This window comes from uncultured Desulfovibrio sp. (assembly GCF_944324525.1).
Taxonomy (GTDB): domain Bacteria; phylum Desulfobacterota; class Desulfovibrionia; order Desulfovibrionales; family Desulfovibrionaceae; genus Desulfovibrio.
On sequence record NZ_CALUWS010000065.1, the window covers coordinates 1 to 11,360 of the forward strand.

Below are 11,360 nucleotides of genomic sequence, written 5' to 3' on the forward strand. Positions count from 1 at the left end.
AAGGCAAAATGCGAGGCGGCGGCACAGCGCCGCCCGGCCGAAAGTGAGCGGAAAAACCGCGTTTTTTCCGCGAAACGACAGGCCGTATGGTTTGAAACGTGAAGCGTTTCAAACTGAAAATGCTATATCAGGGGCGACCCTTCACGCTGACGCCTCGCGGAGTACCGGAGTCTGTATGCACATTCGCACCAAGGAAAGCCTTTTTCTCTGCTCTGTGGCCGTGGTGGCCGGCAGTTCTCTGCTGGCCCTCACGGGCATCGTGCTCTTCCTCTTCATGGAAGGGCTGCCGCTCTTCGCCCACTATTCGCCCACGGAATTTCTTTTCGGCTCGCTCTGGTATCCCACGGAAGATCCCGGCCTCTTCGGCATCCTGCCGCTCATCGCGGCCTCGCTGGCGGTCACGGCCCTTTCGTCCCTGCTGGCCGTGCCGCTGGGCGTGCTGACGGCCATTTATCTCAATGAGGTGGCCCCCGCCGCCGTACGCCGCATCATCAAGCCCTTCGTGGAACTGCTGGCCGCCCTGCCCTCGGTGGTGCTGGGCTTTCTGGGCATGGTGGTGCTGGCCCCCTTCCTGCAAGACGTGCTGGGCGCGGCCACGGGCCTCAATCTGCTCAATGCCTCGCTGGTGCTGGCCATCATGAGCGTACCCACCATCTGCTCCGTATCCGAGGACGCCCTGCACGCCGTGCCGCGCACCCTGCGGGAAGCCTCGCTGGCGCTGGGCGCGACCCGCTGGCAGACCATTTGCCGCGTGACCGTGCCCGCCGCCCTCTCCGGCATCGGCACGGCGGTCATGCTGGGCATGTCGCGCGCCATCGGGGAAACGATGGTGGTGCTCATGGCCGCCGGGGGCGCGGGCATCATCCCCACTTCCCTGCTCGATCCGGTACGCCCCATGCCCGCGTCCATCGCCGCGGAAATGGCCGAAGCCCCCTTCCGCAGCGATCACTATCACGCCCTGTTCGCCATCGGCATCGTGCTGTTCTTCCTGACGCTGGTCTTCAACCTCATCGCCTCCCGCATCGCCGAGAAGCACCGGCAGGCGGGCAGCTCCAGCCTCTAGGGGCTGTTAACACTATGAGCTGTCTGTTTGGGGGGAAGGGGAACCCCTCCGCCTGCGCTGGAGGTGTTCCCCTTCCCCCCAAGCCCCCCATCCCTTCCCCAGCGCGCTTTTACCGGGGAAAAGCCAGGGACACGAGGCAACCCCGCCTCCAAGGCAAGCGAAGCGTGCATGGGAGAAATGACTTATCTATTTGAATTATTTTTAAAATTAGTATTAATAGGCCCTGGAACAAACGCCCATTTGCTTGCATCCGCGCAGCCATTCGGAAAAATACGACAGGAGACACCATGTCCACCCCGCTTTCCGCTCCATCCGACACCGTTCCCTCGTCCGCCCCGCGCCGTCTGCTGACGGAAAAAGCCATGTTCGGCCTGCTGCGCCTCATCGCCGCGCTCAACGTGCTGGTGCTGGTCGGGATCTGCGTCTTTCTGCTGGTGCAGGGCCTGCCCGCCCTGTCCTGGGAATTCCTCAGCGAGCCGCCCCGCAAGATGATGACAGAGGGCGGCATCCTGCCCTGCATCATCGGCACGGCCATCCTTTCGCTGGGCGCGCTGCTGCTGGCCTTCCCGCTGGGCGTGCTGAGCGCCGTCTACCTGCACGAATATGCGGGCAGATCCCGTCTGGCGGGCTATGTGCGGCTGGGCGTCAACAATCTTGCCGGGGTGCCGTCCGTGGTCTTCGGTCTGTTCGGATTGTCCTTTTTCGTGACGTTTTGCGGTTTTGGCGTCTGCATCCTTTCCGGCGTGCTGACCCTGGCCGTGCTCACTCTGCCGGTCATCATCAATACGGCGGAGGAAGCCCTGCGCGCCGTGCCCGCCACCTACCGTGAAGCCTCGCTGGCGCTGGGCGCGGCCCGCTTCCAGACCATTTTGCGCGTGGTGCTGCCCTGCGCCCTGCCCGGCATGCTCACCGGGGCCATCCTCGGCGTGGCCCGCGCCGCCGGCGAGACCGCGGCCATCATGTTCACGGCCGCCGTCTTTTCCACGCCCAAATCCCCGGACTCCCTGTTCAGCGCCGTTATGGCCCTCCCCTACCATATGTATGTGCTGGCCACCGCCGGGACGGACATAGAAAAGACCCGCCCCCTGCAATACGGGACGGGTCTTGTGCTTATCCTGCTGGTACTGGGCATGAACCTGGCCGCCATCATCCTGCGCGACCGCCTGCAGCAAAAACGCTGAGATGGCTGGCTGCCCTAACGCGGGGTTGGGGGTCGTAGGGGGTAAGGGGCTGCGCAAGCCCCTTATCCCCTGCCGCATCTCCGCTGTCGATGCCCGTAAGGCTCCTTCGTCGCCTTAACGGTCACGGGCCTTTCGGACCGCCATTCGGTCGCCCGCCGCGCAGGCGGCCACGCCCTGATGCCGGGCAGCACCGCAAACCAGAGCGGAAAAAAATAACATCCCCAGCTCCGCCCCTCACCAGCGCGCGCTGGGCAGGCAGAGCTTCCAGCGGATGGCGGCCACGCGCAGCCCGAAGCAGGCCAGCCCGCCCAGCCAGAGCCCCCAGACGCCGGGCACGAGCACCACCACGATACCGCCCAGCAGGGAAGTGGTCGCGTAAATGTCCGTATTGCGCCGCATGACATAGGGGACCTGCCCGGTGTAGGCATCACGCATCATGCCTCCGCTGACGCCGGTCATCAGCCCCATGAGCACGGCGATGAAGGGAGCCGCCCCCAGCAGGAGCGCCTTTTGCGTGCCCATGACCGTAAAATAGGCCAGCCCCACGGCGTCCAGCAGAGCCACGGGACGGTCGAGCCGGTGATGCTGACGGCTGCGGGTCAGGAAGAAGCCCAGCACGCCCACAAGGATGGGGCAATAGATCTGATCGCGCTGCGTCAGCCAGAAGACCGGCGTCTGCAGGATGATGTCCCGCAGGGTGCCGCCGCCGATGGCCGTCAGCACGGCCACCACGACCACGCCGAAAAGATCCAGCTCGGCCTTGCGGTCGCGGGCCGCAAAGACGCCGCTCATGGCAAAGGCCCCGATACAAATCCAGTCTACCCAGATGCCGACGTCCACCGGATCCCGCTCCTTTTTCCTGTTGCCGCCATGCCTTGCGGCATGTCCGCACGATGTGTGCCCTCCATTGAGGACATTTTTTGTTTAAAACGCTTTGCGTTTCCAACCATACGGTTTGTAGTTTCGCGGAAAAAACACGCTTTTTCGCTTGGGTTTAGCGGGGCGGCGCTGTGCTGCCGCCTCGCGTCTTGTCCAGGTCAAATGAAAAATGTTTTAAAATTAGCAGGATATATTAACTCGTCGTTCCTTGCGCCTTCACGAGATGGCTTACCGTATCTCTCGCTCTCCCTGATAAAAGCGCGCTGGGGAAGGGATGGGGGGCCTGGGGGGAAGGGGAACACCTCCAGCGCAGGCGGAGGGGTTCCCCTTCCCCCCGGAAAAGACATCGACAGCAGAGCGCGACCCAACGGGCGGCCCGGAGGGCCGTGCCCGTCAGGCGACGCGGGAGCCTTACGGACATCGACAGCAGAGCGAGGGCTCCCCCTTCCCCCCAACAAAACTTTTCCCGCCTGACCGCGTTCAGCGCAACTGACTGTCCTTGCTGCCCTTGCGGTTGTAGAGCTGCACCACCTGCCGCTCGCTGTCGGCCTCTTCCTGACAGTCGCGGCACAGGCGCACGCCGGGCAGGGCCTCGCGCCGGGCCTGCGGGATGGGCTCGCCGCAAAGGTCGCAGCAAAGCGCGCTCTCCCCACGCGGCAGGGCGGCCCGCGCCCGCGCTACTTCATCATTAAGGGAATCCTGGATCTGATCCTGTACGGCGTTGTCGCCGGCCCAGCCTACAGCCATGACTCTGCTCCTCCGACGCGGGAACGGTTCAGCATCGCACCCGCGGCAATTCGTCCCAGCGGGTGGTCAGACGCGGCGAACGATGCGCCTGCCGCATGTGCCAGTCCGCTTCTCCCAGTCCCTGCGCCCCGAAAAAGATGGACTCCCGCCCGAATTTGCCGTTGATGGCGTCCAGCGTCCGCATGAGCGATGCCCGCCGCCTGCCCTCCTCCGGCGAGGCCGTGTGAAAAAGGCTGACCTGCCGCCTGTCCGCCGCTTCCAGCCCGTAGAGCATGACGCCCGCCTTGGCGTAGGCAAGTCCCGGACGGAAAAGCTGTTCCAGCCCGGCTTGTGCGGCCCGCAGCAGCGGGAGCGTGTCGGCTGTGGCTTCCGGCAGGGGCAGGGAGATGTCCGCCGCATGGCAGGGACTGCCCTCCCCGGCGTGCCGGGACGTGCGGATGTGCACGGCTATCCCTCCGGCGACCAGTCCGGCCCGGCGCAGCCGCTCCGCCGCGCGTCCCGTGAAGCAGGCGACCGCCTCGCGCAGGGCGGCAAGCTCCGTCACCGGACGGGCAAAGGAACGGGAGGACACCAGCGTATGGCGCGGCAGGGGGGCATTCTCCACGGCGATGCAGGGCAGGCCGCGCAGCTCAAGCGCCGTACGCCAGCCTGTCACGGTCAGGGCGCGGCGCAGCCACTGATCGTCCGCATCCCGCAGCGTCGCCGCCGTAGTGATGCCCGCCGCCCAGAGCGTGCGCGCCTGCCGCCGTCCGATGCCCCAGACCTCGGCCACAGGCAGCCGGGAAAGCACATCATCCGTACGAAACAGCAGATGCGCGTCGTCTCCCTCCAGCGCAAAGTCCGCCGCGCCGCTACCGAGGAAGGCCAGCCCGTCGGCGCGCTTCTTGCCGATATGGTTGGCCAGCTTGGCCAGGGTACGCGTGCGGGCCACGCCCACCGAAACGCTGATGCCCGTCCAGCGGACGACACGCTCCCGCAGTTGACGGACGGCCTCCGCCGCTTGCGCCGCCAGCGCGCCATCCAGACGCACGAAAGCCTCGTCGATGGAATATTGCTCCACCTGCGGGCAATGCTGCTCCAGAATGCGCATGATGCGGGCGGACATATCGCCGTACAGGGCGTAATTGGACGAGAAGACCGCCACTCCGTGCTGTTGCAGAAAGGCGCGCCACTGGTACTCCGGCGCACCCATGGGGATGCCGAGGGCCTTGGCTTCCGGCGAGCGGGCCACGATGCAGCCGTCGTTATTGGACAGCACCACCACGGGCTTCCCGGCAAGGTCGGGCCGGAAAAGGCGCTCGCAGGAGGCATAGAAATTGTTGCAGTCCACCAGCGCCCAGAGCGGCGTGGGCCGGCGGGAAGGAGCGGTCCTGTTACAGCTTGTGGATGACATAGCTCACCACGCCCCAGATATGCACATGCTCCCGCTCCGTGATGTCGAAGGGCGGATAGTCGGGATTCTCCGGCATGAGGTAAACCCTCCCCTGCCGCCGCACCAGCCGCTTGACCGTGAGCTCGCCGTCCAGCGCGGCGATGACCACCCGATTGTGTCCGGCCTGCAGGGAACGGTCCACCACCAGCAGATCCCCGTCGTGGATGCCCGCATTGATCATGGATTCGCCATGCGCGCGCACAAAGAAGGTGGCGGCCTCATTGCGCACGCAGTAGTCGTGCAGGTCCAGCTTGCGGTCCTGATAATCGTCGGCGGGGGACGGAAAGCCCGCTTCCACGGGCGCAAGATAGAGCGGCTGGCCTTCGCGGCCTTGCGGTATGGCGGCGGCCGTGCCCAGCAGTTCAAGGCGCTGTCCGCCGGCGGGAGGGAACAACGGTTTCATGGCCGCACTATAGCGGCTTGCGCCGGGGGGCGCAATGCCGCTCCCGGGCTACGCGGGCCAGACGAAAGGGCGCGGCCCGAAGGCCGCGCCCCGCATGTTCGTCACCCCTGCTCCGACTAGATGAAGAACAGGAAGGTCAGGATGATGAAGAGCGGCACCAGGATGCCCACGGACCACATCATGTAGCCGAAGAAGCTGGGCATGGGCACGCCGCGTTCCTCGGCGATGGAGCGCACCATGAAGTTGGGCGCGTTGCCGATGTAGGTATTGGCGCCCATGAACACCGCGCCCGCCGAGATGGCCGCCAGCGTGGAGGCCATGTCGGTCATAAGGTGGGCGGCATCCCCGCCGGCCGTGTTGAAGAACACAAGGTAGGTGGGAGCGTTGTCCAGGAAGCTGGAGAGCGCGCCGGTCAGCCAGAAGAACATGGCGTTCACCGGCTGGCCGTCATGGAAGACCATGTTGATGACGCCCGCCAGCGCGCCGTCCGTCCCGGCCCGCAGAATGGCGATGGCCGGGATCATGCTGATGAAGATGCCAAGGAAGAGCTTGGCCACTTCTTCAATGGGCGCCCAGGAGAATTCGTTGAGTTCGCGGCACTGCTTGCTGGTGAAGGCCCAGGACAGGCCGGCGATGGACAGCAGGGAGATGACCTGCAGCAGGTTCTGACCTTCGATGGTCACGCCGTAGATGGTGATGGCCGGGCCAAGCTGGAGCAGGCCGGACACGAGCACCGCGCCCACGATGAGCAGCAGGAAGAAAAGGTTGATGCTGCCGTCCAGGCCGAGCTTTTCCTTCGGGGCGTCGGGATCGACGGCGGGAACCGGGCTGCCTTCCTTCTTGTAGAGGGTCTTGTCCACCACATAGAAGATGGTCAGCAGCGCGACGACCATGAACAGGGTCTTCAGGAACAGATTGGTGGTGGTCCAGAAGAAGGTCACGCCCTTGAGGAAGCCCAGGAAGAGCGGCGGGTCGCCCAGCGGCGTCAGGGAGCCGCCGATGTTGGCCACCAGGAAGATGAAGAAGACCACGGAATGCACGCGGTAGCGGCGGTGGGCATTGGCGCGCAGCAGCGGCCGGATGAGCAGCATGGCCGCGCCGGTGGTGCCCATCCAGCTGGCCAGGATGGTGCCCACGGCCAGAAGGCCGGTATTCACCGCGGGCGTGCCCACCAGCGAGCCTTTCAGGCGCACGCCGCCCGCCACGGTGAACAGGGCGAACAGCAGGACGATGAAGGGCACATATTCCAGCAGGAGCGCGTGCAGCAGCTCATAGATGGCGACCTGCGCCCCGTAGACGGCAAAACAGGGGACCAGGAAGGCCAGGCCCCAGAAGACGGCGATCTTGCCGAAGTGATGATGCCAGATATGCGGGATGGCCAGCGGCATGATGGCGATGGACAGGAGCATACAGGCAAAGGGGATGACCCACACGGCAGACAGTTCAGGCCCCGGGATCGTGGGGTGGTGACCACCTGCGGCCAGGGCAAGCGTCGGGGCCAGCAGGGTGACAAGCAGGGATAGCAGCAAGGGCCGGAGTTTTGGCATGTGAATCTCCTCATCAAACACGTGCGGCATCGACAAATGACGCCTGTTTCGTTGGCCCCGTGGCGGTGGCGGGGCGGGCCTCAGCATTTCTTTTTCAGGTATCGCAAAAAAGCCCGTTTGGCAATGCTTTCAGACAAAAAAGCCCTGTTCATTCAATCAATTGTTCTTCTTTTCACGATTTTCCGAAACTGTCTCCCCGCGGCCTGCCGCCGCATCCCGTTGCCGCCAGTAGTCATCCTGAAAGATGCACATGCGGGTCACGTCGTGATAGCTGCCGTTGACGAAAAACTCCCGCCGCAGCACGCCCTCTTCCGTGAAACCGAGCTTGGCGTACAGGTGGCGGGCGTGGACGTTCTCCATATCCACCACGAGGTAGAGCTTGTAGAGATTGAGCACGTCGAAGGCGTAGGCCATGACCAGCCGGGCGGCCAGGGTGGCGTAACCCCGGTGCTGCCATTCCGGCGCGATGATGATCTGGAACTCCGCCCGCCGGTGGATGTGGTCGATCTCCACCAGCTCCACGAGGCCGATGCTCTCGCCGCCCCTGTCCACGATGAAACGCCGTTCGCTCTGGTCGTGGATATGCTTGTTGTAGAGATCCTGGAGCTCCACGAAGGCCTCGTAGGGCTCCTCGAACCAGTAGCGCATGATGTTGGCGTTATTGTCCAGCCCGTGCACGAACTTCAGGTCTTCGCGTTCCAGCGGCCGGATGGTGACATTTTCCCCGCTCTGCATGGCAGCCTCCTTTGCGGCCTCAGCTTACGCCCGCCCCCCGCCGGCAGGCAAGCTTGCCACAGCCCCCCTTTTCTGCCACAACCGCCCTCAGGCGGCACGTCGCCGCATCGTCCACAGGATCTTCGGAGGATACATGAGCAAGGAACCCACCCCCCGGCGCAGGGCGCGCCTGCAGGAGGTGCTGGCCCACCGCCAGCCCGACCTGACGCTCGTCCTGGCCAACATCCACGACCCGCACAACGTCTCGGCCATCTACCGCTCCTGTGACGCCTTCGGGGTGGACAAGGTCCACCTCTACTATACGGACACCCCCTTCCCCGTGCTGGGCCGCAAGACGTCGGCTTCGGCCCGCAAGTGGGTGGTGAGCGTGCGCCACCGCGACCGCGAAGAGCTCTTCGCCGCCCTGCGCGCCCAAAATATGCAGGTGCTCGCCACCACCTTCACCCCCACGGCCCGCCCCCTGCGGCAATGGGACTTCACCCGGCCCACGGCCGTCATCATGGGCAACGAACACAGCGGCGTCGCCGAGGAGCTCATCCAGACCGCCGACGGCGAGCTGTACATCCCCATGTACGGCATGATCCAGAGCTTCAACGTCTCCGTGGCTTCGGCCATCATCCTGTCCGAGGCCGCCCGCCAGCGAGAGACCGCCGGCTTCTATGACGCCCCGCGCCTGCCCCCAGACGAGCTGGAACAGCGCCTGGGCCGCTGGTTGGAGAAATGACCGCCACCGCCCGCCGGACAGCCGCCCCTTGATTTTTCCACCGGGCTGGTCTACTGTCCTGCCTGCGCCGGTGTAGCTCAATTGGTAGAGCAGCTGATTTGTAATCAGCAGGTTGCGGGTTCAAGTCCCTTCGCCGGCTCCAGAGAAAACAAGGGCTTACGGGTAACGCCGCGAGTCCTTTTTTCGTCTCCGGCGGAAGTTGTCCCCACTTTGTCCCCACTTCGTTTTTGTCGTAAGGAAATGTAGCCGGGATGTTGGGGGAGGTAAAGACGGACCTGCCAAGAAAATTTTTGTGCCCGTGTCTGGTTATAGGGGGGCACGATAGATGAGAATGGGGAGTATGGCGGGGGGCATCTGACGGATGCTTGACTTTACCTTGACTGGCGCGGGCTTGGCACTTGCCCAAGCCGGAGGTGGGTTGGAAAAAAGGTTTGAGAACGGTGGGCCGGAATTTCGTTTGATTGTCACGCAAGATGAGAATGAAAAAAGCCACGGTGTGTGTCGATTGTGACACATACCGTGGCTTTTTTTCGACTATGGCTGTGAGTTCACACGTCGGAGTGGCGGGCGAACTCTTCACTGGGCCGGGTACTGTGATGCTCGTCAAAAAGAGAAGGAGTGCGCGCAAGGTCTCCTTCCAGGCGCGCGATCTTCTCGCGAAGCGATCCGTTTTCGCGCAGCATCGCCTCCTTCTCTCGTAGGAGCATTTCCTTCTCCTGATAGAGTCTTCGGTTTTCTGCTGCGAGTTCTCTCCGCTCGTCTTCGAGCGTCTCGGCTTTCCGTTCCGCCTTGTCCAAACGGGTTTCCAGCTCCGAGCAATATTGCCTGAGGGAGATCTTTTTCCGTGGACTTTTTTCTACCGGAGACGACTGGTCTAAATCTTCACCTTTGAGCCAGTCTAACGAAACACCTGTCTTTTCCGCCACCTCCTGGAGGAATCGCTCGTCGGGCAAGCGATCTCCCCACTCATAGCGATAGACGGTCTGCATGCTGCAACCCATAAGCGCCGCAAACTCCTTTGCACTGCGCTTACCACGTACCTGTTTCAGCCGCGAGGCGAGGTCTCTCATGGTGCACACTTCCTTCGCCCGAAGCTTATACCGAACATAATACCGGGTTTATTTGTATAACATACAAATTTTATTTGAAAAATAAAAAATCCGCTCTTTTTCAAACTTTATACCGGATTATTGTTGACTGTTCGGTTTAAATTGGTCTAAATAAAACCACGGGCGGTTGACAAATTACGCGACGAGTAAGGCATAGCAGGCCGCCCTTGTTTTCGCAATACGCGCACACATACCCGGCTGGAGAAAATGCATGAGCAAGCTGCAACCTTACGGGCGGAGACGCGCTGATTCCAAGCGTGAAATCCAGCGAATCCTCGATAGTAAGGGCAAAAACTTTGTCGATGTCGCAATGGCGGCGGGAGTTATCCGGCAAACGGTCTCGGCGACGATGAACGGTTACCGGCATAGTCCGCGCGTCCTGGAGGCTCTGCGGTCGTTGGGGATTCCGGAACGCTTGTTGTTCGATCCCCGCCGCACGGGCACCGCGGCTTAGGAGGGGGCATGGCGCTCAGGGAAGCATATACGACGAAAGAGCTTGCCGCGGTACTTGGCTACGCGACAACACGCAGTGTATTTCTGCGCGCGGATCGCGAAGCATGGCAGTCCCGCAAGCGTGCCGGTCGTGGAGGGGGCAAGGAGTGGCTTGTCGCTTCCATGCCCGAAGAAACGCGGCTGACCATACGCACGGCAGAGGAAAAGCACGCCGCCGCTGTATGCTCCGAACGCCACTCCGCCCTTCCCCTGACCACGACCACGGCCATCATGGACGACAGCCGCCGCTACAAGGCGCTGGCCAAGGCGGATCTCGTCCGGCAGTACCTCGCCTGGCAGCGCAAGTTCGGCGCCACCAGAACGCAAAAGGATGCCTTCATCACCGCCTACAAGGCGGGGGCATGGCCCAGGCTTCTGGAGGAGGTCGGGCCGGTGTCGTGGCAGACGCTGGAGCGCTGGAAGCTGGAGCAGGAGCGCGCAGGCAGCGTGCTTGCACTGGCGGACAAGCGCGGCATCGCACACCGAGGCCGCACTGCGCTGACCGAGCGTCACCAGATGGTCATCCTGGGGCATGTCCTCAATCCCAACGCGCCCAATGTCAGCCAATGCGTTCGGGAAGTACGGAAGAAGTTCATGGCCGAGGGCCTGTACATCCCCTCAGAGCCGACGATCCGCCGCTTCGTGACCCGTTACACGTCGGAATGCTTCGACGAGTGGACCCTGTTCCGGGAAGGGAAGAAGGCATGGAACGACAAGTGCGCCATCTCCTTGCTGCGCGACTGGAGCCTTGTCGATGTGGGGGATGTCGTCATCGCCGACGGCCATACGCTCAACTTCGAGACGCTGAACCCGGAAACGGGCAAGCCCAAGCGCATGACCATCGTGCTGTTCTACGACGGAGCCTGCAATCACCCGCTAGGGTCAGGACTCATTAAAGGTAAAAAATGACAATGGCAGCAATATGGATTGCCGAAAGGAATGTATGGGCACAGCGATCATAGCGCATGGCTATGCGGCGCCAGTCTTTCAATCGAGCAAACATATTCTCTATCTTGTGACGCTGACGATACAGCTTTTTGTCGTAATT

Annotated in this window: 13 protein-coding genes and 1 tRNA gene; 6 read left to right on the plus strand and 8 right to left on the minus strand. The window is 62.9% G+C overall.

Annotated features, from left to right (window positions below; all coding sequences use genetic code 11):
• Positions 1–175: 175 nt before the first annotated feature.
• Both pstC and pstA read left to right on the plus strand, forming a co-directional pair.
• Complete coding sequence (gene pstC, locus Q0K12_RS11590; RefSeq protein ID WP_297263118.1) at positions 176–1,063, plus strand: phosphate ABC transporter permease subunit PstC; 888 nt, start codon at positions 176–178, stop codon at positions 1,061–1,063.
• A gap of 287 nt (positions 1,064–1,350) precedes the next feature.
• Positions 1,351–2,244 (plus strand): phosphate ABC transporter permease PstA, encoded by an 894-nt coding sequence (pstA, locus tag Q0K12_RS11595; protein WP_297263120.1) that lies wholly within the window; start codon positions 1,351–1,353, stop codon positions 2,242–2,244.
• Between the two features lie 234 nt (positions 2,245–2,478).
• On the opposite strand, the gene Q0K12_RS11600 is transcribed toward pstA, so the two are convergent.
• From Q0K12_RS11600 to speG, 6 genes are all read right to left on the minus strand, one after another.
• A complete protein-coding gene (locus Q0K12_RS11600; RefSeq protein WP_297263122.1) occupies positions 2,479–3,084 on the minus strand; it encodes a trimeric intracellular cation channel family protein in 606 nt (201 codons plus the stop codon).
• 519 nt (positions 3,085–3,603) lie between these two features.
• Positions 3,604–3,870 carry a DksA/TraR family C4-type zinc finger protein gene (locus tag Q0K12_RS11605; RefSeq protein WP_297263124.1) on the minus strand — a complete coding sequence of 89 codons (267 nt, stop codon included), beginning with the start codon at positions 3,868–3,870 and terminating at the stop codon, positions 3,604–3,606.
• Positions 3,871–3,898: 28 nt separating this feature from the next.
• Complete coding sequence (locus Q0K12_RS11610; RefSeq protein ID WP_297263126.1) at positions 3,899–5,263, minus strand: Y-family DNA polymerase; 1,365 nt, start codon at positions 5,261–5,263, stop codon at positions 3,899–3,901.
• Positions 5,244–5,705: a translesion error-prone DNA polymerase V autoproteolytic subunit gene (gene umuD / locus Q0K12_RS11615; RefSeq protein WP_297263128.1), complete on the minus strand. Its 462-nt coding sequence runs from the start codon at positions 5,703–5,705 to the stop codon at positions 5,244–5,246. The genes Q0K12_RS11610 and umuD overlap by 20 nt, the downstream gene beginning before the upstream one ends.
• Before the next feature lie 116 nt (positions 5,706–5,821).
• The gene (locus tag Q0K12_RS11620) at positions 5,822–7,252 is read right to left on the minus strand and encodes a sodium:proton antiporter (protein WP_297263130.1); all 1,431 of its coding nucleotides are present in this window, start codon (positions 7,250–7,252) and stop codon (positions 5,822–5,824) included.
• A gap of 156 nt (positions 7,253–7,408) precedes the next feature.
• Positions 7,409–7,987: a spermidine N1-acetyltransferase gene (gene speG / locus Q0K12_RS11625; RefSeq protein WP_297263132.1), complete on the minus strand. Its 579-nt coding sequence runs from the start codon at positions 7,985–7,987 to the stop codon at positions 7,409–7,411.
• A gap of 133 nt (positions 7,988–8,120) precedes the next feature.
• On the opposite strand from speG, the gene Q0K12_RS11630 reads away from it, so the two are divergent.
• Both Q0K12_RS11630 and Q0K12_RS11635 read left to right on the plus strand, forming a co-directional pair.
• Positions 8,121–8,711 (plus strand): RNA methyltransferase, encoded by a 591-nt coding sequence (locus tag Q0K12_RS11630; RefSeq protein ID WP_297263133.1) that lies wholly within the window; start codon positions 8,121–8,123, stop codon positions 8,709–8,711.
• Between the two features lie 66 nt (positions 8,712–8,777).
• A tRNA-Thr gene (locus tag Q0K12_RS11635) sits at positions 8,778–8,853 on the plus strand.
• Positions 8,854–9,259: 406 nt separating this feature from the next.
• On the opposite strand, the gene Q0K12_RS11640 is transcribed toward Q0K12_RS11635, so the two are convergent.
• Complete coding sequence (locus Q0K12_RS11640) at positions 9,260–9,781, minus strand: helix-turn-helix domain-containing protein (RefSeq protein WP_297263135.1); 522 nt, start codon at positions 9,779–9,781, stop codon at positions 9,260–9,262.
• 250 nt (positions 9,782–10,031) lie between these two features.
• On the opposite strand from Q0K12_RS11640, the gene Q0K12_RS11645 reads away from it, so the two are divergent.
• Entirely contained in the window at positions 10,032–10,274 is a 243-nt protein-coding gene (locus tag Q0K12_RS11645) for an XRE family transcriptional regulator (RefSeq protein WP_297263137.1), read from the plus strand.
• 8 nt (positions 10,275–10,282) lie between these two features.
• Positions 10,283–11,221, plus strand: a complete 939-nt coding sequence (locus tag Q0K12_RS11650) for a DNA-binding protein (RefSeq protein ID WP_297263139.1) — start codon at positions 10,283–10,285, stop codon at positions 11,219–11,221.
• On the opposite strand, the gene Q0K12_RS11655 is transcribed toward Q0K12_RS11650, so the two are convergent.
• A partial coding sequence (locus tag Q0K12_RS11655; protein WP_297263141.1) for a transposase occupies positions 11,205–11,360 on the minus strand: 156 nt, incomplete at its 5' end. The genes Q0K12_RS11650 and Q0K12_RS11655 overlap by 17 nt on opposite strands.